The organism is Streptomyces bohaiensis (assembly GCF_012033785.1).
GTDB lineage: Bacteria > Actinomycetota > Actinomycetes > Streptomycetales > Streptomycetaceae > Streptomyces > Streptomyces bohaiensis.
Window position 1 is genome coordinate 1 of sequence record NZ_JAAVJC010000015.1, and the last position, 25413, is coordinate 25413.

General features: G+C 68.2%; 20 protein-coding genes. 8 read left to right on the forward strand and 12 right to left on the reverse strand.

Annotation, left to right across the window (positions count from 1 at the left end; all coding sequences use genetic code 11):
• Nucleotides 1-1034 precede the first annotated feature (1034 nt).
• The 10 genes from HCN52_RS25155 to HCN52_RS25165 all read right to left on the reverse strand — a co-directional run bounded on the left by HCN52_RS25155 (nucleotide 1035) and on the right by HCN52_RS25165 (nucleotide 12781).
• Complete coding sequence (locus HCN52_RS25155) at nucleotides 1035-1616, reverse strand: RHS repeat-associated core domain-containing protein (protein WP_376767088.1); 582 nt, start codon at nucleotides 1614-1616, stop codon at nucleotides 1035-1037.
• Between the two features lie 55 nt (nucleotides 1617-1671).
• Nucleotides 1672-1938: a hypothetical protein gene (locus HCN52_RS03740; protein WP_168086913.1), complete on the reverse strand. Its 267-nt coding sequence runs from the start codon at nucleotides 1936-1938 to the stop codon at nucleotides 1672-1674.
• Between the two features lie 47 nt (nucleotides 1939-1985).
• The gene (locus HCN52_RS03745; RefSeq protein WP_168086914.1) at nucleotides 1986-2750 is read right to left on the reverse strand and encodes an IS5 family transposase; all 765 of its coding nucleotides are present in this window, start codon (nucleotides 2748-2750) and stop codon (nucleotides 1986-1988) included.
• A 482-nt stretch (nucleotides 2751-3232) separates the two neighbouring features.
• Nucleotides 3233-3970: an RHS repeat-associated core domain-containing protein gene (locus HCN52_RS03750; RefSeq protein WP_312876520.1), complete on the reverse strand. Its 738-nt coding sequence runs from the start codon at nucleotides 3968-3970 to the stop codon at nucleotides 3233-3235.
• An 892-nt stretch (nucleotides 3971-4862) separates the two neighbouring features.
• The gene (locus tag HCN52_RS03755; protein ID WP_376767086.1) at nucleotides 4863-5360 is read right to left on the reverse strand and encodes an RHS repeat-associated core domain-containing protein; all 498 of its coding nucleotides are present in this window, start codon (nucleotides 5358-5360) and stop codon (nucleotides 4863-4865) included.
• A 308-nt stretch (nucleotides 5361-5668) separates the two neighbouring features.
• Complete coding sequence (locus tag HCN52_RS03760; RefSeq protein ID WP_168086915.1) at nucleotides 5669-5893, reverse strand: hypothetical protein; 225 nt, start codon at nucleotides 5891-5893, stop codon at nucleotides 5669-5671.
• Between the two features lie 1247 nt (nucleotides 5894-7140).
• A complete protein-coding gene (locus tag HCN52_RS03765; protein ID WP_376767087.1) occupies nucleotides 7141-8025 on the reverse strand; it encodes an RHS repeat-associated core domain-containing protein in 885 nt (294 codons plus the stop codon).
• Nucleotides 8026-8947: 922 nt separating this feature from the next.
• The gene (locus tag HCN52_RS03770; RefSeq protein WP_168086916.1) at nucleotides 8948-9214 is read right to left on the reverse strand and encodes a hypothetical protein; all 267 of its coding nucleotides are present in this window, start codon (nucleotides 9212-9214) and stop codon (nucleotides 8948-8950) included.
• A gap of 396 nt (nucleotides 9215-9610) precedes the next feature.
• Nucleotides 9611-11512, reverse strand: a complete 1902-nt coding sequence (locus tag HCN52_RS25160) for an RHS repeat-associated core domain-containing protein (protein ID WP_312876521.1) — start codon at nucleotides 11510-11512, stop codon at nucleotides 9611-9613.
• Between the two features lie 99 nt (nucleotides 11513-11611).
• Nucleotides 11612-12781, reverse strand: a complete 1170-nt coding sequence (locus tag HCN52_RS25165; protein WP_312876522.1) for an RHS repeat domain-containing protein — start codon at nucleotides 12779-12781, stop codon at nucleotides 11612-11614.
• A gap of 1111 nt (nucleotides 12782-13892) precedes the next feature.
• On the opposite strand from HCN52_RS25165, the gene HCN52_RS03780 reads away from it, so the two are divergent.
• On the forward strand, nucleotides 13893-14246 hold the full coding sequence (locus HCN52_RS03780) for a hypothetical protein (RefSeq protein WP_245174845.1): 354 nt from the start codon (nucleotides 13893-13895) through the stop codon (nucleotides 14244-14246).
• Nucleotides 14243-14407 (forward strand): hypothetical protein, encoded by a 165-nt coding sequence (locus tag HCN52_RS25170; protein WP_245174846.1) that lies wholly within the window; start codon nucleotides 14243-14245, stop codon nucleotides 14405-14407. The genes HCN52_RS03780 and HCN52_RS25170 overlap by 4 nt, the downstream gene beginning before the upstream one ends.
• A 209-nt stretch (nucleotides 14408-14616) precedes the next feature.
• On the opposite strand, the gene HCN52_RS03785 is transcribed toward HCN52_RS25170, so the two are convergent.
• Nucleotides 14617-15885, reverse strand: a complete 1269-nt coding sequence (locus HCN52_RS03785) for an MFS transporter (protein WP_168086917.1) — start codon at nucleotides 15883-15885, stop codon at nucleotides 14617-14619.
• A 76-nt stretch (nucleotides 15886-15961) separates the two neighbouring features.
• Nucleotides 15962-16582 carry a helix-turn-helix domain-containing protein gene (locus HCN52_RS03790; protein ID WP_168086918.1) on the reverse strand — a complete coding sequence of 207 codons (621 nt, stop codon included), beginning with the start codon at nucleotides 16580-16582 and terminating at the stop codon, nucleotides 15962-15964.
• A 1146-nt stretch (nucleotides 16583-17728) separates the two neighbouring features.
• Here HCN52_RS03790 and HCN52_RS03795 point away from each other — a divergent pair.
• The 6 genes from HCN52_RS03795 (at nucleotide 17729) to HCN52_RS03820 (ending at nucleotide 25280) form a co-directional block, all read left to right on the forward strand.
• Nucleotides 17729-18247, forward strand: a complete 519-nt coding sequence (locus tag HCN52_RS03795) for a TetR/AcrR family transcriptional regulator (RefSeq protein ID WP_168086919.1) — start codon at nucleotides 17729-17731, stop codon at nucleotides 18245-18247.
• Nucleotides 18244-19812 carry an MFS transporter gene (locus HCN52_RS03800; RefSeq protein WP_168086920.1) on the forward strand — a complete coding sequence of 523 codons (1569 nt, stop codon included), beginning with the start codon at nucleotides 18244-18246 and terminating at the stop codon, nucleotides 19810-19812. The genes HCN52_RS03795 and HCN52_RS03800 overlap by 4 nt, the downstream gene beginning before the upstream one ends.
• Nucleotides 19813-19906: 94 nt before the next feature.
• A complete protein-coding gene (locus HCN52_RS03805; protein WP_168086921.1) occupies nucleotides 19907-21085 on the forward strand; it encodes an FAD-dependent oxidoreductase in 1179 nt (392 codons plus the stop codon).
• 357 nt (nucleotides 21086-21442) lie between these two features.
• On the forward strand, nucleotides 21443-22516 hold the full coding sequence (locus HCN52_RS03810; RefSeq protein WP_168086922.1) for an iron ABC transporter substrate-binding protein: 1074 nt from the start codon (nucleotides 21443-21445) through the stop codon (nucleotides 22514-22516).
• Between the two features lie 158 nt (nucleotides 22517-22674).
• Nucleotides 22675-24165, forward strand: coding sequence for an ABC transporter permease (locus tag HCN52_RS03815; protein ID WP_312876523.1), 1491 nt, complete (start codon nucleotides 22675-22677; stop codon nucleotides 24163-24165).
• Nucleotides 24162-25280, forward strand: coding sequence for an ABC transporter ATP-binding protein (locus HCN52_RS03820; RefSeq protein ID WP_168086924.1), 1119 nt, complete (start codon nucleotides 24162-24164; stop codon nucleotides 25278-25280). The genes HCN52_RS03815 and HCN52_RS03820 overlap by 4 nt, the downstream gene beginning before the upstream one ends.
• Nucleotides 25281-25413: the final 133 nt, after the last annotated feature.

A 25413-nucleotide genomic window follows, 5' to 3' on the forward strand; every position in this document is an offset into this window, starting at 1 on the left:
GACAAGCACGTGAAGCCTCTGGTGGGTATCGGGCGATCTTGGTCGTGAACCCGTCTACCAGGGGCTTCACTCACGTGTCGAACCAACCGCCCAGCCCAGAGACCAGGTTGGCAAAGGCTCATCGGCGAATGGGTCGCGGTGAAGACCCGCTGGACCCTCTCGGTGGACACGACCGAGCAGGCCGCGCTCACCGAGACCGCGGCCGGCTGCCCGAACGAGACCATCACGGTCCAATTGGCGGACTGACAGAACGCGACCGCCCTGTGGCGGGCGTCGACGTCTTCGTCGACGCCCGCCACAGCTACCTCTTCGTCAGCGACGGACCCGCGAAGGCCAGAGAGCTCGGGACCAAACCGACGCCGCGATCGCCACGGCGAGAGGCGGAACCGGCACTAGGCCAACGGCGAAGGCGAACTCGGCCTCGGTGGCGGGCACCGCCGCCCAGCTGCCGCAACCTGGCGACCCACGGGCCAGGACCCGCCCCTGGACGTTACGCCGTCCCCGGCACCGGACGCTGATCGCGAGCTGGCGAGAGAGCCCGCGCCCTTGGCGGCGCGTCACGTACTGCGCTACGACTGCGAGGAGCAGGAGCACGGCGGCGAAAGAGGCAGGCCTGGCAACCCCACTTTCTCCCGAAGCCAGCACAGTGCCGGGGCCCACCAGATCACATGAGGTCAGAAACCGTCCACTTGAGCGAAGGGGCCAGTAGCGACGGTGACGTAGGAGCCCTCACTAGCAGCCGCCCCAGCCCCGAAACAGGCAGCACCGACGTAGGTCATCCGCGCTTACCCTTTCGCGCCATGAGATAAGAAAGATAGAGAGCGCAGAACGCCATAACTCCACCGAGGAGCCACCACACAACACTCTCACCCCCACCTTTACTGGAGGCCAGAACCAGCGAGGAGATAGCCCCCAGAAATAGAACACCTACGAATATTTCAAGCTTTACCATGAGATCACACGCATTCTTCACCACATGACCATGATCGACGATCAAGAGCTCGACGTCTCACCGCTTACGGTGCACGAGCTCGTCAGGCTCTGTTACTCCATACTCCGAACACCGTCATGGCCGCCCCTATCATCGCAGCCACCCCGACGACAACCGGAATCACCCAGTTAGTGGCATCGAATACAATTCCATAGACCAAGAAGCAGCAGCCAATAAGGCCAGCAAAGATGGAAATCCCGGTAAGTCGAGCAGCAGGACTCATGGACCAACCTTTCATAGAACCTTTCAGGGAAGGGTAGAGACGGGGCAGCGACCGCAATGCCCCCAGGTGAACTGGGAGCATTGCGGTGAGCTGCCTGCGCCAGTACACCAGCTCCCCTCCTGCGTAACTGACGCCAGCGCCCAGAGCGCAGCTGAAGACTCCGACACCGACTGATGCGGTCGGGCCGAAGGCGCTGGCCATGGTCATCACCCCGGAGTGAGCCGCAGCCTGAACGCCACTCGCGCAACCGCCCGCAAGACTGAAGGCGGTACTGGCGAGATCGGAAGCGTCGTCAAACGACAGGAGTCCGGTGGGGTAGATGCGGTTGACGGGGTCGCCTTCGGCGTAGAGGTAGGGGTTCTTCTCCTGGCCGGAGGGGTCGGGTTGGGTGAAGCGGCCGATGCGGGGCTCGGAGTAGAGGGCGGAGAGGTGGTAGACGAGTCAGGCCCCCTGGGCGTTACGCCGTGCCGGGAGCCTGGCGCTGCTCCCGGGTTGGCGCGTCGGCCCGAGCCTGGGTGTCGCGACGCGTCACGTACTGCGCCAGAACTGCGAAGAGCAGGAACGCGGCGGTGAAAAATGCCGGTATGGCCACTCCGGTCTCTTCCGAAGCCAGCGCGGCGCCCAGGAGCAGAAGCCAGACCAGCGCCCAAAGCAGATAGAACCAGCGACTGAGCCGCACCACTTTCGCGTAGGTCTTGCCTAACGGGAATCGCTTCGATGCCATGCCCAGCCCCTACCCGAAACGAATCGGATAATGAGCCTTTTCCATCCTCACTCCGAGCTGGCCAGATGCAGGGTGAGGACGGCCTGGACGAGGTTGGTGATCCGGGTGGTTGAGCACCGCAGCTTCCGGAGGAGTCGCCAGGACTTGAGGGTGGCGACGGCCTGTTCGACGAGGGCTCGGATCTTCGCGTGGGACCGGTTGACCGCCTGCTGGCCTGGAGAGAGAGTTTCCCGCCGTCCCCAGTACGGGGTGCGGACTGTGCCGCCGGCACCGCGGTAGCCCTTGTCGGCCCAGCACGGTATGCCCGCCTCGGTGAGGGCCTCGACGACGCCGTGTTCACGGGCCGCGCGGACGTCGTGGACAGCGCCGGGCAGGGCCGATGAGGCCCACAGCAGTCGGCCGAAGGGATCGGCGAGGACCTGCACGTTCATCCCGTGCTTCTTGTGCTTGCCGGAGTAGAACGGCCGGTCCGCGGCGACGCGGTCGATCGGCAGCAGCGTGCCGTCCAGCAGCACGAACGCCTTCGCCGAGGCAGTCCGTGCCGCCTCGGCAAGGCTCGGAGCGAGAGCGGCCAGGACCTCCACTGCCTCGGCGATGTACCGGTAGGCGGTCGTGGTTCCGATGCCGAACCCAGCCGCGAGCTGGGCGTAGGGGTGGCCGTTGCGGAGGTGGGCGAGGGTGAGCAGGGCCTGCCGCCCCGTGTTCAGGCGTCGCCAGCGGGTACCGATCACCTCACGGCGTCGGCGGAGCTCGGTGGACAGCAGGCGCAGGGCAGAGCTGGACACGTCCAGCCCGGACGGGTAGACAGGCACACGAAGCCTCTGGTGGGCGAGGGAATCTTGGTCGTGAACCCGTCTACCAGAGGCTTCACCACGTTGTCAGCACAACCGCCCAGCATCAGAGGCAGGTTGGAAAGGGCTCAATGCACCGGAACAGGCAACACCCGGCGTGGCATATCCGATGCTGCAAGCATGGGCGAAAGTAGCCGAGGCCCCACTCACGAAATTCGGGAAGAAGGGAGACTCCTGTGGTGAGCCGCAATACTACGCGACTCACCACAGGGGTCAGGGGGCGGTTCGGCCTGCCGTCCGCAGGGCGACACCTCGGGTTCTACCGAGAGCATCCCACCTTCACTCGACCCCGTTCTCATCTCTTCCGCCGTACACGACGGCGAGAACTATGAAACCAATCACGGAGGCCACTCCGACGCTGATCCAAACCCAGGAAGGAGCTCCCAGCGACACACCTTTAGCAATTAGTTCGTTCATGCTTTTCCTCTTCTTTCATTCTTCTGCTATGACATAATCTCGGAAGTAAGGTAGCCAGCGGCAAACCCCACACCGACGCAGACACCAGCCGCCACGGCTCCGCCCACACCTGCCGTGGGCGCGGCAATCAGTCCCGCTCCGAAGGCGCACGCTGACTGGCCGGCCACGCCCCCGACCATGCCGACGAGACCGTCTACCGCGGCGTCCAAGTCCCCGTTGAGGGTGTCTTCGACGACGGAGTTGGCGTCAGACAACGTCAAGAGGCCGCCTACAGCTCCGACCGCGCCAGCGACCCACAGTCCGGTGGGGTCGATGCGGTTGACGGGGTCGCCTTCGGCGTAGAGGTAGGGGTTCTTCTCCTGGCCGGAGGGGTCGGGTTGGGTGAAGCGGCCGATGCGGGGGTCGTAGTAGCGGGCGGAGAGGTGGTAGAGCCCGGTGGCGTCCTGGTATTCGCCGGCGAAGCGGTGGGGCTGGTCGAGCTCCTCGGTGGTGTGGGCGGTGCGGGGCACGCTGCGGGGACTGTAGCTGTACGCGTTGAGGCGGTCGCCGTCCTCGTCGATGACGGCGACCACCGACCCAATGGCGTCGGTGACGAAGCAGTGCGCCTCTCCCTCCCGGGTGAAGGAGTCGAGGGTGCCGCCGGGTTCGCGCACGAAGCCGGTATCAACCTCGTCGGTGGTGGTCGCGGACAGGCCGAGCGGGCCGTGCTGGAACTCGCAGTGGGTCGCGGCCCCCGTGCCGGACCCCGCAAGGGCTCGCGGCACGCTGCTGACAAGTCCCAGGACCGCCACAGATCGCCGCGACGGCCCACCGTCGCCACGGAGCGGAGTGGTCAGCTGCACAGCTCCGCTCCGTGGTCACTACGCAGGCGACCTCAGGTAGTAGACGCATCCGGCGGCCACCGGGAGCATCGGCACGGCGCTCACCAGAGCCGTTCTCCACTGGCCCAGAGCAAGGGTCGTCACGAGCAGGCATGCCGTCATCACGAGGAATCCCAGCATGACGATGCGGAGCCCACGCCCCGGCTGCCATCTCGCTGCTCTACTCACGCTGCCCTCAGTTCCTGAGCGAGATCACGGTCAACGCCACCTCCGACGACGCCGATGCCTCCGCCGATCGCGCCGCCCGCGACGCTCCCCGCGCCGCACCCGGGAAGGGTGGCCACGAAGAACCCGACGCCACACCCCACGCCCGCGCCGGCCGAGGTCCCGGCTGCCCCGGACACGGCCACGGCACCGATGTCGATGGCGATGGCGATGGCGAAGTCTTCAACCGAGTAGAGCCCGGTGGGGTCGATGCGGTTGACGGGGTCGCCCTGGCCATAGGAGTAGGGGTTCTTCTCCTAACCGGAGAGGTCGGGTCGGGGGCGCCCCTAACCGCCGTCGCCCCGGCCCCTCAACGCCACCACACAGACAAGAGACGCGAGAAGCGCGACCCCCAGGAAAATTCCCAGGGCAGCACCCCGAGAAACTCCTAGTGCGGCTACGATTCCTCCTGTCACTGCGAAAAGCATCATCGCCCCCAGAACAACGCCAAGAAGCTGCCTGTCAACCATCGATCACTCCTTCCCCGAGGGCGGGAAACCCTGGTTCGGGTTCCCCGCCCTACTCTCTGTCTACTCCAGCCCGCCACCACGGCGAACCATCCCGGGTCGGATCAACCCAGTACGCGACTCGTTACCGTGTAACCGACGCCGAAACCGAATCCGGCTGCGGCGCCGACACCACCCCCGGCCCCGGTCCCGACGACGGGCACCACCGACCCGACGGCAGCTCCCAGACCCGCCCCGATACCCGTGGTCGAGCCGACGAACCCGACATCCTCCCGAAACTCCTCATCGGAGTAGAGCCCGGTGGGGTCGATGCGGTTGACGGGGTCGCCTTCGGCGTAGAGGTAGGGGTTCTCCTCCTGGCCGGAGGGGTCGGGTTGGGTGAAGCGGCCGATGCGGGGGTCGTAGTAGCGGGCGGAGAGGTGGTACAGCCCCGTGTCGTCCTGGTAGCCGCCGGCGAACCGGTAGGGCTGGTCGACCTCCTCGGTGGTGTGGGCGCTGCGGGTCACACCGCGGGGACTGTAGCTGTACGCGTTGACCTGCGATCTGGCTTCATCGACCACGGCGACCACCGACCCGATGGCGTCGGTGACGAAGTAGTGCACCTCTCCCTCCCGGACGACGGAGTTCAGCGTGCAGCCGGCTCCCCAAACGAAACCATCACCGTCCAGCTAGCGGGCTAACAGAACGCGGCCGCTCCGTGGTAGCCGTCGACGAATATGTTCACGGCCACCACAGCTACCTGCGCGTCAGCTACTGACCCGCGAGGGCCTGAGCGCGGAACCAAACTGACGCCGCGATCGCCGCGGCGAGAGGAGGAAACGGCACCGGGGACACGGCGAACTCGGCCTCGGTGGCAGGCACAGCCGACCAGCCCCGCAACCTGGAAACCGCGGGGCAGGCCCCCTGGGCGTTACGGCGTCCCGGGCGCCGGACGCTGCTCCCGGGCTGGCGCGTCGGCCCGAGCTTCGGCGTCGCGGCGCGTCACGTACTGCGCCAGCCCTGCGAACAGCAGGAACACGGCGGTGAAGAATGCCGGTATGGCCACTCCGGCCTCTTCCGAAGCCAGCGCGGCGCCCAGGAGCAGAAGCCAGACCAGCGCCCAGAGCAGATGGAACCAGCGACTTAGCCGCACCACTTTCGCGTAGGTCTTGCCTCACGGGAATCGCTTAGATGCCATGCCCAGCTCATACCCGAAACGAACCGGCTAAAGCACCGGACCAGACGACAAACGGCCCGGCATATCCGATGCAGAAAGCATGGGCAACAGTAGCCGAGATCCCACTCACGAAAGCGGCGAAGGGAGACTCCCGTGGTGAGCCGCAATACTACGCGACTCACCACGGGATCAGGGGACGGTTGGGCCTGTCGTCCACAGGGCGGCATCTCCAGCCGACCGAGGGCAGCTCGCCTTCACTCGGCCCCGTTCTCCTCTTTCCCACCATAAACAATGACGACTACTATCATAACAACAACGGACAGCACGCCCACGCTGACCCAAAGCCAAGTAGGGGCCCCCAGCGACACACCTTTAGCGACTAGTTCGTTCACACTTCTCCTCTTATTTCGTTTTGCCACTATGAGGAACAACAACACACCCGCAGGCGGCACAACCCCTCGACGGCGAGAAACGTCAGCCGCGGTAGTAGACCATGCCCGAATTGACCTGGGCCCGATCGGAACACCCTGGGCACGGATGCCAGCGGCGCGAGCTAGGAAATAATCTGCCATAACCACGATCACTGGAACCCATAACACACCTGTAATATCCGCACGCGCACCGCAAGTCGAAAGCCTGGGATCTACCCGAAAAGCAGGCCATAGAGAAACCAGAACCCAGACACTACCATGAGGGCTCCAGTTGCCACAGCGATGAACAGGGCAGCGCACCTCCAAAATCCCGAGGAAGAGCCAAACGCTTCGCGCATTGTGACCGCTATCCCGGCCGCGAAGCGCTGCCTGAAGGCAATGAAACCGCACCCCGCGAACACCAGCAGCACCGAAGAGAGAATCTCCATCACCCACCACACCCCGAAAGAAGGTAGAGCACCGAGGCGAAGTGCGCCTCATGCGAACAGCAAAACATCCGCCATCCCCCTAGAGGCCTGAGTCCGCGACGATCAACAGACTGACAACGCCGGCAACAACGAAGCCCGCACCGAACAGGAGCGCGGTCCACTTGGAAGACTCGTGCAAGAATTGCGTCCTCCTCATCTTGAAGATGCGAGCGGAACTCTCCACGGAAGACCGCGCAAATCTCTCCCGAAAAAGAATGAGACCGCAGCCGAACAAGATAGAAATTACGGGACCTATAATGTGCACTTTCACCTTCAGGTGGACTAGTAGCGGGGGCACTAGTCCAGAGCCCCCGCCTAAGGATATTTGCTAGAACTGGTGCGCATACCCAACGGAACACGCCGGAGTACCGAAATAGCCAGTTCCGACAGATCCCGACGTGGCTCCGGTAAGTTCGTACGAAAGCGGCCCTGCCCCGCAGGAGCCGTACCGAGACCCCCCACGCGAGTATCCGTAACTCGTACGGAATCCGCCAGATACAGACGGCGGCCAGCCCACCCCGATGCTCGTCATCGCGCCGGTCTCTCCCGTGTCAACATTTCTGTTGACTCCTGCGCCGACGCAGATGATCGCGCAGACTTCGCCTGAGAAGCCGATTCCCCAGTCGAGTCCGGTGGGGTCGATGCGGTTGACGGGGTCGCCTTCGGCGTAGAGGTAGGGGTTCTTCTCCTGGCCGGAGGGGTCGGGTTGTGTGAAGCGGCCGATGCGGGGGTCGTAGTAGCGGGCGGAGAGGTGGTACAGCTCCGTGGCGTCCTGGTAGCCGCCGGCGAAGCGGTGGGGCTGGTCGATCTCCTCGGTGGTGTGGGGCGGTGCGGGTGACGCCGCGGGGGCTGTAGCTGTAGGCGTTGAGGCGGTCGCCGTCTTCGTCGATGACGGCGACGACGGAGCCGATGGCGTCGGTGACGTAGTAGTGGCTGCGGCCGTCGCGGGTGAAGGAGTTGAGGGTGCCGCCGGGTTCGCGGACGAAGCCGGTGTCGGCCTCGTCGGTGGTGGTGGCGGACAGGCCGAGCGGGCCGTGGTGGAAGTGGGTGTCGCCGAGGCGGACGCGTTCGCTGTTGTCGGTGGAGGCGTACTCTCCCGCGTACTCCTGGCCGGCGACAGTGATGCCGGTGAGCTGGGAGAAGGCCGACCACTGGCCGTCGGTGCGGGTGGTGGCCTCCGTCGGGGCGGCCGCGGTCTCGTTGCCGGCAGCAACTGGATTCGATACGTGCCACCCCGACCGCGCCGGGGATCAGAGACACCTCACACAAAGGGAGCGCTTCGAAACTACTTGTTCCGCTCAATAGTTGCGAAGAGACCGAGGCCGCCGCACAGCGACAACCCTCCCCCAAGCAGGAAAGCCCAATTGAACGACTCGGCATTGAGAAACAAGGAAAGAAATATAGCACCAAATAGCACCCCTACTGCAGCAAGCATCCTCGCCCTCGCGACTGCGCTCACGTACCCAACCCCTCTCCAAATGCAGCGCCAGACCAGAGGCGTGGGGTCAACCGAAACTCCATGAACCCACACCCCCAGGCCAGTGTCAAACATTCTTGAATCTACGCCGGAAGCCCACCGCCTACCTCATCAATTCCTACACCGGCCCTGTAGCCCAGGCTATTGCGCCTCACGTGCGGTCAAAGAACGCCCGCGCGAGCGGAGGCGAGCAGCCCCAGTGACGAAGAAGCACGCGTCAGCAGCCACCCGGCCCTGAGACGGCAGCAACGATACAAGTCATCTGCGCTTACCCTTTCGCGCCATCAAGCAAGAGAGATGGAGAGCACAGAACGCCATGACCCCACCGAGGAGCCACCACACAACTCTTTCACTCACACCTTAACTGGAGGCCAGCATCAGCGAAGAGATAGCAGCAAAGCATAGAATGCTCACGAACACCTGAAGCTTTACCATTCCATTCAGAAATTCTTCCTCATCTCTGCACTGTGGGGTCGAGGAGGGCACGCAGATCTCGACCCCAGCGCATCCAGCGGCTGGTCGGCGACGGCCAAGACATCGGCATCGGCCCAGCGCGGCGATCGGCACGGGACCGACGGCGAGAACGAACTCGGCCTCGGTGGCGGGCCCCGCCGCCCAGCCCCGAACCCTGGAAACCACGGGGCAGGCCCCCTGGGCGTTACGCCGTGCCGGGAGCCTGACGCTGCTCCCGGGTTGGCGCGTCGGCCCGGGCTTGGGCGTCGCGGCGCGTCACGTACTGCGCCAGAGCTGCGAACAGCAGGAACACGGCGGTGAAGAAAGCCGGTATGGCCACTCCGGCCTCTTCCGAAGCCAGCGCGGCGCCCAGGAACAGAAGCCAGACCAGCGCCCAGAGCAGATAGAACCAGCGGCTCAGCCGCACCACTTTCGCGTAGGTCTTGCCTAACGGGAATCGCTTCGATGCCATGCCCATCCCCTACCCGAAATGGACTGGCTAAAGCACCGGAACAGGCAACATACGGCCCGGCACATCCGATGCTGCAAGCATGGGCGGCAGTGGACGAGGTCCCATTCACGAAATCCGGAGAGAGGGGAGGCCCCTGTGGTGAGCCGCACTGCTACGCGACTCACCACAGGGGTCAGGGGGCGGTCAGACCCGACGTCCGCAGGGTGGCATCTCCGTTGGCCGATAGTCGCCACCCTTCACTCCGCCCCGTTCCCTTCCCTCCCACCATAAATGATGGCAAGAATTACGAAACCGACGACACTCAGCGCTCCGATTACGAGTCCAACCCAAGCCGGAAGCCCCAGCGAAGCGCCTTTAGCGACTAATTCGTTCATGATTTTCCTTTTCTTACACTTGCTATGACAACGCTGCAGAAGTGAGGATTCCAGCCCCGAGTCCTGCACCGACGCAGACACCAGCTGCCACGGCTCCGCCCACACCTGCGGTGGGTGCGGCAATCAGTCCCGCTCCGAAGGCGCACGCTGACTGGCCGGCCACGCCCGCGGCCATGCTTGCGAGACCGTCTACCGCGGCATCCAGGTCCCCGTTGAGGGTGTCCTCGACGACGGAGTTGGCGTCAGACAACGTCAGGAGGTCGCCGGCAGCTCCGATTGCTCCAGCGGCCCAGAGTCCGGTGGGGTCGATGCGGTTGACGGGGTCGCCTTGGGCGTAGAGGTAGGGGTTCTCCTCCTGGCCGGAGGGGTCGGGTTGGGTGAAGCGGCCGATGCGGGGGTCGTAGTAGCGGGCGGAGAGGTGGTACAGCCCCGTGTCGTCCTGGTAGCCGCCGGCGAACCGGTGGGGCTGGTCGATCTCTTCGGTGGTGTGGGCGGTGCGGGTGACGCCGCGGGGGCTGTAGCTGTAGGCGTTGAGGCGGTCGCCGGCTTCGTCGATGACGGCGACGACGGAGCCGATGGCGTCGGTGACGTAGTAGTGGCTGCGGCCGTCGCGGGTGAAAGAGTTGAGGGTGCCGCCGGGTTCGCGGACGAAGCCGGTATCGGTCTCGTCGGTGGTGGTGGCGGACAGGCCGAGCGGGCCGTGGTGGAAGTGGGTGTCGCCCAGGCGGACGCGTTCGCTGTTGTCGGTGGAGGCGTACTCCCCCGCGTACTCCTGGTCGGCGACGGTGATGCCGGTGAGCTGGGAGAAGGCCGACCACTGGCCGTCGGTGCGGGTGGTGGCCTCGGTCGGGGCGGCCGCGGTCTCGTTGCCGGCGGCGTCGTAGGCCCAGCCGTCGCTGTCGCCGTTCTTCGCGGTGATCTGCGAGGCGGCGTTGACGGTGTAGGTGGTACCGCGGGGGCAGCCGGGGCTGACGCCTTGGGAGGTGAGGTTGCCGGCGGGGTCGTAGCAGTACTGCCAGGACTCCACGATCTCACCCCCGTCCCGCTCCGCCGCGTAGGAGAAACGCCCCGCGCTGTCGTAGTCGTAGGACGTCACGTACCCCGTCAACTCATCCGTACGGGTACGGATTTTGGCCCCGTCGACCGCATCGAGCGCGTAGGTGTAGGCGAGGTCGACCAGGGTGGCGTCCTCGGTCTCGGCGGTGATGCGGGTGGGGCGGCCGGAGGCGTCCAGGTCGACCTCGGTGGTCAGCCCGTTGGGGTGGACGGTCTCGGTGCGTTGGTCGTTGTTGTCGTAGGTGTAGGTGGTGTCGTTGCCGTCGGGGTCGGTGAGGGTGGTGAGGCGGCCGGCGTCGTCCCAGGCATACTCGGTGGTGCCGGCGGGGTCGGTGTAGCTCTCGACGTTGCCGTCGGCGGTGTAGGCAAGGACCGTCTGCGAGCCGTTCTGGAGCGTGCGGACGGTCTCGCGGGAGAGCGGGTCGAAGGCGTAGGAGATGGTGCCGGTGGCATCGGTGCGGGCGGTGATGTTGCCGTCGCCGTCGAAGGTGTAGGCCACGGCGGTGCCGTCGGCGGTGACTTCGGTGATGCGGTCGCGGTTGTCGTAGGTGTAGGTCGTCTCGGTGCCGCGGCCGTCGGTGACGGTGATCGGGCGGCCGAGGTCGTCGTAGGTGTAGGTGGTGGCCTCGACGGGGCCGGGTGGGGCCACCTCCACCAGGTTGCCGGTGTTGTCGTAGGTGAACGCGGTGGTCTCGCCGTTGGCGTCCTCGGCGGTGCAGCGCTGGCCCTGGAACCCGCCGCAGTCGGGGTCGGCCGGGTTGTAGGTGTAGGAGCGGGTCCCGCCCGCCTCGCCGCTGACCGCCACGGACAGGGTGTTGCCTGCCGTGTCGTAGGAGAACTCGCTCTCCTCGCCGTCCGGCAGCGTCACCGTCCCCGGCAGGTCGGCGCCGGCGATGGTCTGGTAGCCGGTCAGCGCCGCCGTCGCGCCCGTCGGCAGCTCCGAGGAGGTGAGGTTGTTGCGGGCGTCTCACCCGTAGGCGGTCACGTTCCCCGGATCGTCCGACCCGGTGCCCATGGCGTCGGTCGCCGTGGTCACCATGTGCGCCTCGTACGTCCGCGACCGGGTCTTGCCCAGCGGGTCGGTGACCTCCTCCACCTCCCCCTCGCCGTTGACCTCGTACTGGGTCGCGTGCCCTAGCGGGTCGGTCACCGTCGTCGTCCCCGCCGACCATGGCGAATCCGCGCTGTAGGAGTAGGTGAACGTCGGCCCGGTGTGACCGTCCCCGTCGAACTCCGTCGCCCGCGTCATCGACGTCACCCGGCTGCTGGCGTCGTAGGTGAAGACCGTCACCCGCCCCTCCGGCGTGCGGACCTCCGTGACTCGGCCGTCGTCGTCGTGGCCGAACTCCGTCACCGCCCCCGAGGTGTCCGTCGTCGCCACCAGATCACCGTCGGACAGCGTGTACCCGCCAGTGCGGCCGGAGCTGTCGCTCACCTCCCAGACGTCGGAGCCCTCCCGCGACAGCTCCACCCACCGGCCCGACCGCTCCTCCGTCATCACCAGGCCGTCCCGACCGGAGGAACCGGTGCGCTCGACGGTGATCGTGCCGCCGTTGCGGTCGGTGACCTCCAGCAGGTTGCCGTCGGCGTCGTAGCGCTCCTTGCTGCCCGAGGACCGGTCGGTGAGCGTGAAGGAGTAGTCGGCGTGCTCGACCAGGTCCCAGCTGTACCCTTCCGGCGTGACGAACCCACCCTCACCGTCCATCTCGAACTGCACGGTCGCGCCGGTGGAGTCGTACCAGACGACCATGTCGTTCCAGAAGGTGTCCAGCCAGCGTTCGCCGCCCACCCACCACCGGTCCGAGACGTTCCCGAACGGTCCGTAGAGGGAGTTGTAGGTGCGGTCCAGCAGCAGGTTCTGCCCCACTCCGGCGATGTCGGCGTCGGTGGCGGCCAGCATCAGGTTCCCGTTGGACAGGTTGATCCGCGCCACGAGCGCGTCCGTGATCCGGATGTCGGAGATCTGGTGCCAGGGCACATCACCCTGGCCGTCCGAGATCCAGTTGAGGATCTCACCGGCCTCGGCCGGCCCCGCTACGTCTGCCTCGCTGCCGGGCTGGCGGGCCTCCCGCCATTCCCGGACCTCCGGGTCCAGCGGCGCAACGGGCTCGTTCGGCGGCGCTTGCGTCGTGCCCACGGCAACCGGCGGGACCGCCGCGTCGCCCCCCTTGCCCCACACCGAACCCCCCGCGCTGTCATCGGCCGCCGTCGCGGTCGACGGCAGCGCACTCACCGCAACTGCCACGACCGCGGCAGCCACCACCGCAGCCCTCATCTGATTCCGGGCACGCCGAACCGGCGCGCCATGAGCGCGTATTCGCACAGATCCCCCCACGGGATGTCATGGACGGCGCACATTGCCGTCACAGCCCGTGCACCTTCGCACAGTGATCACCAGGTGACTAGCGGCGATTCCCCGAAAGCCACCACACATGCGCCCCAGAACACGCCAACCCGAACAGCGCACAGCACCGCTCACTCCTCACCCACCGCAACCGAACACCGGTTCGCACCAGCCTCGACCCACACGGAGTCACCGACCACTGCATGCACCCACCAACCGGAATGGCTGATACCCCACCGCTGCCACTGTTCAGAACAGGTACCCCGAGCGCCGTAGAAGCTGTGGGCAGCTCGGACGGGGTGAAGCCCGGCCCGCAACTACCTGGCCGCCGGACCGGCAAGGAGCCGCTGCCGGTCAGGGAAGGTCGGGCACGACCGCCATGCCCGAGCAACGAACTTCCGGAGCGCGGCGCACAGCAGCTTCCTCGGCCCGTTCGCTCAAACTGCCCACTCTGACCACACACACGGTCGGCAGTGGTGGCGCAGGCCGTCCGTCGCGGCACACCTCTCCCCCACCTCCCAGATGGGCACACCGCTCAACGGCACGCGTTGCCGACCCCGACGCCATTACCAGCACCCCACACCCCACACCCCCACGACCTGCGCCACGGCTCTCCACCGCAACGCCCTGGCCTGTGTCGACAAGGCAGCCGGTGGGCTGCCGCCCGGTGCGGAGCCCAGAGTGGCGGCCGCGGACTGGCAGCGAGCCGCCTTCACCGCAAACGACTGCGAGAAGACAACCTTGCCTGCACCGGCCCCGGAAAGCACAAGGGCCCCTGCGGTGCTGGACACGGACGGGGCGGTCCAGACCGGCGCCGGACGTCACGGTTGCCGTGGCCCGATCAGGCGCCGGCGCAGCGCATCGCCGCCGTCCCGAGAGGTCTCCGGGCCGTTGCGGTGGCGCGATGGTGGACGTGCGGGAGATGCATACCGCCGACATCGAGGCTGTTTCGAGGATTCGAGTCCGCGGGTGGCAGGCGGCGGACGCCGGGATCGTTCCCCAGACGTACTCGGATGCCATGACGGTGGAGCGTGACGCAAATCAACGGCGGCAGTGGTGGTCTGAACCCGGACGACAGTCACGAGATCTCGTGGCGCTCGGTGACTGGGACCCCGGCGGGTGGGTCTGCTTCGGCCCGCGCCGCAGAGAACTGCCCGGTGCGGAGCCGGTCGGTGAGATATTCGCCCTTCACGTGTCACCGGATCTGGTCGGGCAGGCGTCGGCCGCCGGCTCCTGGAGGAGGCTCACGAGCGGATGAAGAGTCAGAGCTTCCAGGCGTCGACTCTGTGGGTTCTCGCCGACAACCAACGGACCCGGCGCTTCGACGAGCGGGCCGACCATCAGGCTGACGGTACTCCCCAGGACGACGCCTATGACGAGATCACGCTCACTGAGCTGCACTACCAGCGCGTGCTGTGAGTTCAGCGCCAACGGATACGTCCTGGCCGGCTCGAGACCGCGGACGCACGGCGTGTCCTGCTCGAGCTGCAGCTGGAAGTGGTCGAACAGCACGCGGCCGTCGCCGAGGCACCCGGCATACCGGCGCCCGTCTCGGACGCAGACGACGCGGCAGGTGACTCACGTCGGCACAAGCGGCCACGAACGGGGGTCGCGAGCGCCGTTCTTGGTCAGGGCGAGGTGTCAGCTCTGACTGTCTGGCTCTCCCGGAGGGTCCCGCGGTTGAGGGCGGCGGCTGCGAGAGAGAGGGCCCCTGCTGCTACGACGGTGGCCATCGCCGCAATGCCGCCGAGGTGTTCCACCGCAGTGCCGACGGTGATCGGGGCCAGTGCGGCGGCCGCGGTCGCGGAGAGCGCGACGACGCTGATGACCCGCCCCTGGATGTGTACCGGGGTGGTCGCGGCGATGCGTCCGAACAGAGTCGAGTTGACTGCCGGCGCAAGGAACAAGCCCGCGGCGAGCGGGGCCACCATCGCCAGGCTGCCATTCAGGGCGGTGCTCGCGACCAGCAGAGTCAGCAGCAAGGCCAGGGCCGTGATCAGCCGGCGCTGGAAAGGTAGGAGCCGCTGCAGGCGAACCGCGCAGAGGGCGCCGAGGAGACCACCGATCGCGATGCCGCCCTGAGCCAGGCCGAGCGTTCTGGAGCTGTACCCGGCGTCGGCGAGGATCAGCACGCCGGAGAACAACGCACCTGTCAGGGCGAAGTTGACGGGCGCCGCCATGAGGATCACCGCCCGGAGGAACGGGCGCGCGGCCACATGGCGCAGCCCCTCCAGCATGTCGTGACGCAGCGAGGTCGTGTCACTCTCCGCCCGTTTCGGGTGCTCGGGCTTGCGGATGAAGGACACCGTCAGGAGCGAGATCAGGGAGCTCAGGGCGTCGAGGAGGAACGGAACCGGCCGGCCGAGCGCGTACAGGAAGCCTCCCAACGGAGGGCCCGCCAGGGACGCCCCGTACGAGCGGGCCTCGTTGCGCGCGAAAGCGGCGGCGAGCTGCGACCGCGGCACGAGTTGGCTGACGATTGACGTCTCGGCCGCGCCGGACAGGACGTCCAGTAAGGCCGCCGTTCCCGCCACGGCGAAGATCGCAGCAAGCGACACCTGGTCCAGCAGGATAGCGATGGCCAGGGCCGTGAAGAGGGCGGCACGGCCGGCACCGCAGATCTGCACGACGCGCTTCCTGTTCCAGCGGTCGGCCAGGGCGCCGGCGGGCAACTGAAAAGTGACACGGATGACCGCCTGGAGCGTGCCGAGCGCTCCCGCCTGCGCGGCAGAACCGGTCAACGACAGCACGAGCAGCGGGAATGCCAGCAAGGTCACTCCGGCACCGAGCTGAGAGACGGCTTGCCCCGTCCACAACAGGGTGAAGTCCCTGTTCTTGCGCAGTGGCTGCAGTCCGTCGAGTTTCGCTTCCGTCGCAGATGCGGCCTCTGCGGTCATGGTTCCCCCGGTTGGGTTGATGAGCGCTCGGTGCGCGGCGGAGCTGTCGAGCGTCGCTGTCGGTGACCGACGTGCATCAACCGAACGGGTGGGTGAGGATCACGACCTCCACTGCTTCCGAGGCCGCCGGCCGGGTCGCTGGGTCCTGAAGTCGCTCTCGGTAGCGCATGACCAGCTCGTCGATCTGCCGGTGCAGTTCGTCCGCCTCGCTCGGAGTGACCCACCAGACGGTGTGCGACCGCTTGGGCCCGTGGTCCTGCGCTCGATGCCGGGCGAGCTGGCGCTCCAGTGTGAGATCGCCGAGGTGACGTGCAGCGACGGTGTGCTCGCTCCCGATCTCACTGTCCCCGGGAGCAGAGCCCTCGACGAGCCAGCCGAGTTGGGTGATGCGCCACGGGCGCGAGCGGCCCGGCATGTGGCCGGCCTCCTCCACGAAGCCGTACTTCGCGAGCTGACGCAGGTGGAAGGAACAGGTGGTGGGAGTCGCGTCGATCAGACGTCCCGCCTGGGTTGCCGTCAGCGCGCCGTGAAGAGTGAGGGCCTCGATGAGCGCGAGTCGCACCGGATGCGAGAGGGCGCGCATGGAGGCCGGGTCGTCGAGGCGGCGCGGAGCGCCGGGCGACGAGGCTGATCCGTGGTGCTCGCCGGAATCGGGTGTCCGCCGGGCCGGCTGTGGTCCGTCATTCGATCGCGACATGCGATGAGAGTAATCTCTCGAGAGAAGACTCTCAACAGGCACACGTCCGCACCCCGTTCGAGCGGAGGTCCACGCCGGCAGCAAGGCCGGGCTCCGCCCTCCGTCGCCCCTTGATCTCGCCGAGCCACAGGCGGTCGGGAGGCGCCGAGGAGAGCACCGGCGACGCGCTGCCTGCCACGTCCGGAGGCCGCTGGGCGGGGGACGCCGACGGCAGGGCCACGTCGCGAGCAGTCTGCGCGCAGCCGCGCACCCCGTGCGAAAGCCTGGGCCGACATCGAGTACCCACCACCCGGGCCCCTCGCGAGGGCTGCGCAGAGGTGGACGAGGTCGACCGGACACGGCAGCGTCGTCGGCCGACTGCACAGCTGGCGGGAGGCGGCGGCTGCGGTGCGAGTGGCTGCCGGCCGGTGGTGCGCCGAGTGCGGGAGCACCCGCTGATCACCTCGCGCGAGGCGGGGCAGCGGCCCCAAGGGGCCGCCTGGAAGCGGCGAGAGCCACCCGGCCGCGGCCCTTCGAGAACCGGAGGAGCAACTCGGAGCCACGAGCGCCTCACTCAGACCGCCAGTGACTGACTGCAACAGCGCCTACGCGGGCGGCGATCAGCAGATTCACCAGGCCACGACACACATCCCCGCGCGTGGGGGGGGGCGGCTGCACCTCTGCGGCCGCGAGCGCCCGGCACCGCTCAACGAGCCCGATGGTGGACCGTCGCCGAGCTGCGGGCCACCCGCCAGACGATCCACCCATGCGGGCTTGCCGGCGTGGTCGAACCAGTGATCCACCACGCGTCGCGAGCGCATCCTCCCCCTCGGTCGAAGAGCCGGGGAGGGCCGCGGCGCCATCGGGCCGGCTCTGACGAGCCCGCTCCGTTGACTCACAGCCTGGCGACCGGGCATCAGCCGGCCGGCTCCCCCGGCAACGCGGAACTGAGCACCGCAGATCGACGCAACGGCGTCGGCGCAGGTCAAGCAGCCACTTCTCATCCCACCGAGGCCACGTTCTCGGCACCGCCACCCAGTGCGGTACATTTGTACGGTACGGATGTACTACAAGGGAGTGACACATGGGATTCCTGATCGCCGGACCGGTCGAGAAGGGCACGCAGCCGTGAGCGGCCGCAGGGACCCTCAAGGGCGCCGGCGCGCCATGCTCGAGGTCGCCGCACAGGAGATGGCCGAGCACGGCTACCAGGCTCTGACGCACCGACGGGTCGCCGAACGTGCCGGGGTGTCGCTGAGCTCCACCACTTACCACTTCACCTCTCTGGACGACCTGCGCACCAGCGCCCTGGAGCTGCTGGTCGACCAGGTGGAAGCCGAGCTGCGGCAGTTCGCCCGCGAGATCGCGGACTGTGCGGGACGCCCCGAGGACATCGCTGCCGGGTTCGCGGTGCAGCTGCGCGACCACTCCGCGCTGCAGGCCGAGATGGTCCTGTACTACGCCGGCCTCTACGACCCGAAACTGCGTCCACTGGCGCGGCGCTGGGCCCAGGGCATGACGGAGGTGCTCTCCGACTACACCTCCCCCGCCGCGGCCAGAGCCGTCGCCATCTACATGGACGGCGTCATCCTGCACAGCCTCCTCACCGAGCAGCCCGTGGACGAAGCGGAGCTGCACACGGCGATCGCCGCCCTGATGAGCGCCCCCCCGGAGAAGACAGAATGAGCACCGCACAGACCGCACGCAGCGAACAGGCGCCCGGCGCCACCGCGGACCACCTGCCCCCGGGCCGACGCTGGGCGGCGCTGGGCGTGCTGGCCGCGAGCCTGCTCGTGGTCGTCATGGATATGACGATCCTCAACGTCGCCCTGCCCGAGATGGCGGCCGCGCTGTCGCCCACCGCTGCCCAGCAGCTGTGGATCGTCGACATCTACGCCCTGGTTCTGGCAGGGCTTCTGGTGACCATGAGCACGCTCGGGGACCGCTGGGGCCGCCGACGCATGCTCCTGACCGGCTTCGCGATCTTCGGCGCCGCGTCGTTGTTGATCCTGGTCGCCGAGTCGGCCCCCATGGTCATCGCCGTGCGGGCCATGCTGGGCGTGGGTGGCGCCATGATCATGCCCGCCACGCTGTCGATGATCCGCAGCCTGTTCACCGACCCCGGGGAGCGCGCGAAGGCCCTGGGTGTCTGGGCGGCGGTGGCCTCCCTCGGTGCCGCGGTGGGTCCCATCGTGGGTGGAGTCCTGCTGGAGCACTTCTCCTGGCATGCCGCGTTCCTGGTCAACGTGCCACTGATGGCGGCCGCCCTCGTCGCGGGCCTCCTGTTGCTGCCCGAGGCCCGCAACCCTCGCCCCGGACGCTGGGACGCTCTGGCCACCGGTCTGTCCATCGCCGGCATGGTCGCTCTGATCTGGGGCATCAAGCGCGTCGCCAAGGAAGGCCCCACGGACCTCCTGGCGCTGGGGGCCCTGTGCGCGGCGCTCGTTCTGCTCGTCTGGTTCGTGGTGCGGTGCCTCAACAGCGAGTCCCCGCTGCTGCGGGTGCGGCTGTTCGCCGTCCCCTCCTTCACTGCCGGAACGCTGGCCGCCTTGTTCATCACGCTCGCCATGGGCTCGGCTCTGCTGCTGGCAGCGCAGTGGCTGCAACTGGTGCAGGGCCATTCGCCGCTGCAGGCGGGGATCAGGTTGCTGCCGATGGCCGTCGCGGCCGCGGTCGTCTCACCTCTCGCACCGGTGCTGGCGCAGCGCATCGGCGCCCGTACCGTCCTGGTCGGCGGCCTTGCCGTGGCCGGCACGGGCTTCGGCGTCCTGGCCCTGGCCCCGGATCCGCTCACCTACGGAGCGATAGCGGCCTTCATGGCACTGCTGGGGGCAGGCATGGGCTCGCTGGCCATCGCCTCGGCGATCATCATGTCCGGCACACCGGCCGAACACGCGGGCAGCGCCGCCGCCATCGAGGAGACGGCCTACGAACTCGGTGCTGTGCTCGGCATCGCCACACTCGGCAGCGCCGCCGCGGCTCTGTACCGGGCCCACCTCCCCGCCTCCGACCTGGCCGCCGCCGGGCTCGATTCGACCCAGGTGGCCACCGCCCAGGACTCGCTGGGCAGCGCGCTGCACGTGCTGTCCGAGCTCGGGGAAGCCGGAGCCGTGGCAGCCGCGCAGGCACAGACGGCCTTCACCGACGGGTTCACCCTCGTGGGGGCTCTCGGAGCCGGGGCGATGCTGACATCGGTCGTCGTCGTGTTCGCGCTGACTCCGAAGAACCTCGACGTGACCAAGGGCCACTGACACCGCACCCCGGCCCGGACGGCGGTCGGAACCGCGACCGTGCCGAACGGCCGCTGGTGACGGACTCCGCAACTTCTCCATCAACGAGGTTCACATGACCCACAGCAGCAAGGCACTCGTCATCGGAGGCGGGATCGCCGGTCTCACCGCGTCCATCTGCCTGGACATGGCCGGCCTTGAAAGCGAAGTCTACGAGGCCTATCCCTCGCACAAAGAGGCCGGGTCAAGCTTCGTGCTCGCACCGAGCGGGCAAGAAGTCCTGAAATCCATGGGAATATTCGAAGAAGTGCGCGAGAACAGCTTCGACGCCGCCAACTCTTCATCTTTCTTCACGAGCAACAATGAATTCATCGGCCGCATGGAGTGGAATCCGTCCGTGCTGGGTGGCGAGTTTCTCTCCATAGGGCGCACCGAACTCCTCAATGCGCTGCTCGCCGAGGCGAAGCGGAGGGAGATACGGGTCACCTACGGCAAGAAGCTCCACTCGGCGGTCACGTCGCCCCACGACATCAAAGCCACGTTCGAAGACGGAACCGAAGCACACGGAACGCTGCTCATCGGGGCGGACGGAACGAAATCCCGCACACGGTCCCTGATATTCCCACACATCCCCCTGAAGCACTCGGGGGTGTGGTGCATCTTCGGAAAATCTTCGCCCGATTGCCTCTCTTACGACGAACTCGCAGCACTCCGCAACAGCATGAACTCCTATGAAGGACGAACAGCGACGTGCTTCGTGACACACGACGGAACAGGCGACAACCAGAGCATATCCTGGGTTCTCGTGGGCACCGTGGAACGAAAGATCCCCGTTAAGAACTTCGAACGGAAGCCGAAGGAGGGACTGCGCTCGGAACTCCTCGACTTCGTCCACGACTGGCAAGGCCCCGTACCCGCACTGATAAAGGAAGCCGGCGCACTCACACCCGTGCAGCTGCACTGCCTCGACGCCCTGCCGGCCTGGTCCTCGGGGCGCATCGCGCTCGTCGGAGACGCGATCCACGCAGCCAGCCCACTCCTGGGCCTGGGCGCCACCTTCGCCTTGGGCGATGCCATGTACCTGAGCAAGATGCTCCGCGAACACGACTACCCCGACGCCTTCTCCTACTACCACCACGACCGCCACGCCCACATTCGGAGCATCAGCGCGCACCAGCCCTTCACTCTCGGTGCATCCGCCGCACTCTTCACCTTCGGCCAGGGCGTGCCCCCCGTGGACTGGGAGGGCACGGACAGTCATACGCTCCTGAACGCCCCGCAGCCGCGAGGCTGACCCCGCTGCCGCCCCCCGCGCCGCGTTCTCCCGGGCAGCGGCGGCCGGGGGGCGACCCGGCGGCGGCGATATGGGATCCGGCGATGGCTGCGGCAACGCGGCACGCGAGCGCGCGACCCCACCGGACGGGGTCGGCCCCGTGACCGCCGACGGGAGCGAGGCCGGCGGGCGTCGTCCGGAACGTCGCCCGCACGGGCTCCGGCAGGCCGGCAGCCGGGACCCGTGCGGGATTCGATCAACTCGACACCTAACATAGGCAAGGCTAACCTTGCTGCTTGGTCGGAGGGCGCGCGTGCGTCGAGCTCCGTTGTTCGCGGCTGCCCGACGGCAGCCGCCTGGTGAGAGGTTCTTCTCCCTATGAGGCGTCATCTTCGCCTTGCCGCCGGCATGGCCACCGCAGCGCTGCTGCTGCCGACCCTCGCCGCGTGCGGCAGTGACAGCGAGGGTGCCGGCAGCGGTGACTCCGACAACGGGCAGAACGCGGACAGCGGAGCCGCGGACACTCTCACCATCTACTCCGGTCGGAACGAGGAGCTGATCGACCCGCTGATCGAGAAGCTGGAGGAGGCGACCGGGGTCACCGTGAGCGTCCGCTACGCGGGAACGGCCGAGCACGCCGCCACCCTGATGGAGGAGGGGGAGGGTACCAACGCCGGCCTCTTCATCTCCCAGGACGCCGGCGCACTGGGCGCCCTCTCCAAGGCGGGGCTTCTGGAGGAGCTCCCGGCCGAGCTGCTCGACGACGTGGACGCGGCCCACCGCGGCACGGAGGACGACTGGGTGGGCATCTCGGGCCGTGCCCGCGTGCTCGTCTACAACCAGGAGCTCGTGGCGCAGGCGGACCTTCCCGACTCGATCCACGACCTCACCACCGAGGACTGGCGGGGGAAGGTCGCCTACGCCCCGACCAACGCGTCGTTCCAGACCTTCGTCACCGCGCTGCGCGTCATCGAGGGCGAGGACCGCGCGGAGCAGTGGCTTCGCGACCTGCAGGCCAACGACGCCGAGGTGTTCGACGGCAACGGCGGCATCATGGACGCCGTCAACAACGGCGATGTCGAGGTCGGACTGACCAACCACTACTACTGGTACGCGACCGCCGCGGAGGAGGGCGCCGAGAACCTCGACAGCCGGTTGCACTTCTTCCCCGGCGAGGACCCCGGGTCCCTCCTCAACGTGGCCGGTGTCGCCGTCACCGCCCACGGGGGGCAGAGCGAGGCGGCCCGCAAGGCGGTCGAGTACCTGCTGTCCGAGGAGGCCCAGAAGTACTTCGCCGAGGAGACGATGGAGTACCCCCTGGCCGCCGGCGTCACGAGCCCCGTCGAGGACCTGCCGCCCTTCGAGTCCATCGAGGCCCCCGAGGTCAACCTCACCGACCTCGACTCCCTGGAGGAGACCCTCGCTCTGCTCCAGGACGTGGGCATGGTCTGATCACTCGCATGATCGCACCGCGCCCCACTCCCCCGTCGACGGCTTCCGTGAACAGCGGGACAGCCGGGAACAGCGGCACCGGTGGCGATGCCGGTGCCGGTGCCGACAGAACCTCGGGATCCGTCCGTCGCGCTGTGCGCGGCAGGCGGATCCCGCCGGTGCTGGCGGTCCCCGCGGCGTTGACGGGCGCTTTCGCCCTGCTCCCGCTCGTCTACCTGGTGATCCGTGCCCTGGAGCGCGGGCCTGCGTTCGCCTGGGGCGTCGTCAGTGCCGATCGCACCGCCGGACTGCTCGGCAACAGTCTGCGGTTGACCGTGGTGGTCGTGGTGGCGACCTGGGTCCTGGGGGTGTCGCTGGCCTGGTTGACGGAGCGCACGGCCCTGCCGGCCGCCCGGCTCTGGGCGGTGCTGGCGACGCTGCCGCTCGCGGTGCCCAGCTACGTGATGTCGTTCAGTTGGCTGTCGGCTTTCCCCGGCATCAGCGGGTTCACCGGCGCCGCCGTGGCCCTCTCCCTGGCGTGCTTCCCGTACGTGTACCTGCCCGTGGCCGCAGTCCTCCGGGGGGCCGACCCCGCGTTGGAGGAGGCCGCACGGTCACTCGGCCACGGGCCGTGGCGGACTTTCCGCTCGGTGACCCTGCCCCAGCTGCGGCCTGCCGCGGTCGGCGGCGGTCTGCTGGTCGCGCTGTACGTGATGTCGGACTTCGGCGCCGTCTCACTCATGCGGTACGACACGTTCACCCGTGCTATCCACACCAGTTACCGCGCGAGCTTCGACCGCACCCCAGCGGCGGCCCTGGGCTGCGTCCTGGTGCTGATCACCGTGGCGCTGGTGGTGGCGGAGCGCCGTACCCGCGGCCGGGCCCGCTACGACCGGACCGGGCGCGGCAGCGCACGCCCGGCGCAGCGCATGCCGCTGGGTCGTGCGGCGCGTACGGCAGCACTGGGCTGGTCCGCCGCGGTGGCGCTGGCCGCCGTCGCTTTTCCTGTCGGCACGCTCTGCTACTGGATAGCGGTCGGCAACTCCGCCACCTGGGCCCCGGGACCGCTGTGGGAGGCGGCGGTCGCCACGGTCGGGGTGGCGGCGGCCGGAGCGGTCGTCACCGTGCTGTTGGCGGTCCCGGTCGCTGTCCTGTCCGTTCGGCACCGCGGGCCGCTCGCCCGCACGCTGGAGCACGCGTCGTTCGCCGGCCACGCGCTGCCGGGCATCACGGTGGCGCTCGCCTTCGTCTTCCTCGCCGTCCGGTACGCCGAGCCGCTCTACCAGCAGTGGCCGTTGCTTGTTCTCGCCTACGCGGCGCTGTTCCTCCCGCTCGCGCTCACCGGCGTTCGCGCCGCGCTCCTCCAGGCGCCCGAGTCGTTGGAGGAGGCGGCGCGGTCGTTGGGACGCGGACCGTTCGCGACCCTCCGCGAAGTGACGCTGCCCCTGGCTGCCCCGGGCATCGCGGCCGGTGCGGCGCTCACCTTCGTCGTGATCATGAAGGAACTGCCCGCGACCCTCCTGCTCCGTCCGACGGGCATGGACACGCTCGCCACGCGGCTGTGGACGCACACCGACAACTTCGCCTTCGCGGCGGCAGCGCCCTACGCGCTCACCCTCGTCCTGATCGCCGCCGTCCCCTCCTACCTGCTCGGGAGACACCGCCCGTGACCGATCTCAGCGTCCGCGCACTGACCGCGGGCTACGGGAAAGCGCCGGTCCTCGACCGGCTGGACCTCGACATCCCCTCCGGCCGGCTCACCGCGGTGCTCGGCCCGTCCGGGTGCGGCAAGACCACGCTGCTGCGCTGTGTCGCGGGCTTCCTCCGCCCCGCGGACGGCACCGTCACGGTCGCCGGGCGGATCGTCGCCGGCCCGGGCAGACACGTTCCCCCGGAGCGCCGGGCGGTCGGCATCGTCGCCCAGGAGGGGGCGCTGTTCCCCCACCTGACGGTGGCGCGGAACGTCGGCTTCGGGCTGACCTCGCTGCCGCGCGCGGAGCGCGCCCCTCGCGTCGAGGCGATGCTCGAACTCGTCGGCCTCGCCGGCCTCGGGTCGCGGATGCCGCACGAACTCTCCGGTGGCCAGCAGCAACGCGTCGCCCTCGCCCGCGCCTTGGCTCCCCGTCCGTCGGTGGTCCTGCTCGACGAGCCGTTCAACGCTCTCGACACGGCGCTGCGCGGTGACCTTCGGGACGATGTGCGGGCCGCGCTCGCGGCCACGGGGTCGACGGGCGTCCTGGTCACGCACGATCAGGAGGAGGCGCTCTCCTGGGCGGACCACATCGCGGTCCTGCGGCAGGGCCGTGTCGCGCAGCACGGGTCGCCGCAGGAGCTGTACGCCGAGCCGGTCGATCCCTGGGTCGCATCCTTCCTCGGCGACGCGGTTCTGCTGCCCGGTCGTCATGAGGGCGGCCGTGTCCTCACCGCGCTGGGCGCGCATCCCCTGACTCCCGGAAGCGACAGCCGTCTCACGGTGGGAACCGCCGTGCTGCGCCCGGAGCAGTTGCAGCTCTGCTCGGCGGAGGCGGCTCCGGTCCGGGGGTCCGTGACCCGGGTCCGTTTCCATGGTCACGATGCGCTGGTCGCCGTCGCTCTGGCCGACGGCACCACCGTGCGCGTCCGTCACCCCGGGCCGGTGTCCGTCGTCCCCGGGGACGAGACCGGACTCCGCGTACAGGGTGCTGCCGCCTTGCGAGCCACCGCGGCGGATCCGCCGGGCGCCGCCGGTGGACCGACGAAGAAGTCGACCGACCGGCCGCCGCGGGCGGGCCTGCCGACCGGCTGAACGGCTCGACCGCGTCGGGTCCGCGGTGGGCGGCGCGGGCGCGGTACGCATGCTCCGCGCCGCCGTCCCGGCGCCACCGGGGCGGGCACAGGTGGTGGCGTGGGCCGGTCCTGATGGTCGGTCGGTGCGGCGT

Bases quoted from the DNA above. Each gene is read 5' to 3' on its own strand.
- HCN52_RS03795 (WP_168086919.1), top strand. From the start codon at position 17,729: ATGCTCGAGGTCGCCGCACAGGAGATGGCCGAGCACGGCTACCAGGCT.
- HCN52_RS03805 (WP_168086921.1), top strand. From the start codon at position 19,907: ATGACCCACAGCAGCAAGGCACTCGTCATCGGAGGCGGGATCGCCGGT.
- HCN52_RS03780 (WP_245174845.1), top strand. From the start codon at position 13,893: ATGGTGGACGTGCGGGAGATGCATACCGCCGACATCGAGGCTGTTTCG.
- HCN52_RS03810 (WP_168086922.1), top strand. From the start codon at position 21,443: ATGAGGCGTCATCTTCGCCTTGCCGCCGGCATGGCCACCGCAGCGCTG.
- HCN52_RS03790 (WP_168086918.1), bottom strand. From the start codon at position 16,582: ATGTCGCGATCGAATGACGGACCACAGCCGGCCCGGCGGACACCCGAT.
- HCN52_RS03785 (WP_168086917.1), bottom strand. From the start codon at position 15,885: ATGACCGCAGAGGCCGCATCTGCGACGGAAGCGAAACTCGACGGACTG.
- HCN52_RS25170 (WP_245174846.1), top strand. From the start codon at position 14,243: ATGAAGAGTCAGAGCTTCCAGGCGTCGACTCTGTGGGTTCTCGCCGAC.
- HCN52_RS03770 (WP_168086916.1), bottom strand. From the start codon at position 9,214: ATGGCATCGAAGCGATTCCCGTTAGGCAAGACCTACGCGAAAGTGGTG.
- HCN52_RS03740 (WP_168086913.1), bottom strand. From the start codon at position 1,938: ATGGCATCGAAGCGATTCCCGTTAGGCAAGACCTACGCGAAAGTGGTG.
- HCN52_RS03800 (WP_168086920.1), top strand. From the start codon at position 18,244: ATGAGCACCGCACAGACCGCACGCAGCGAACAGGCGCCCGGCGCCACC.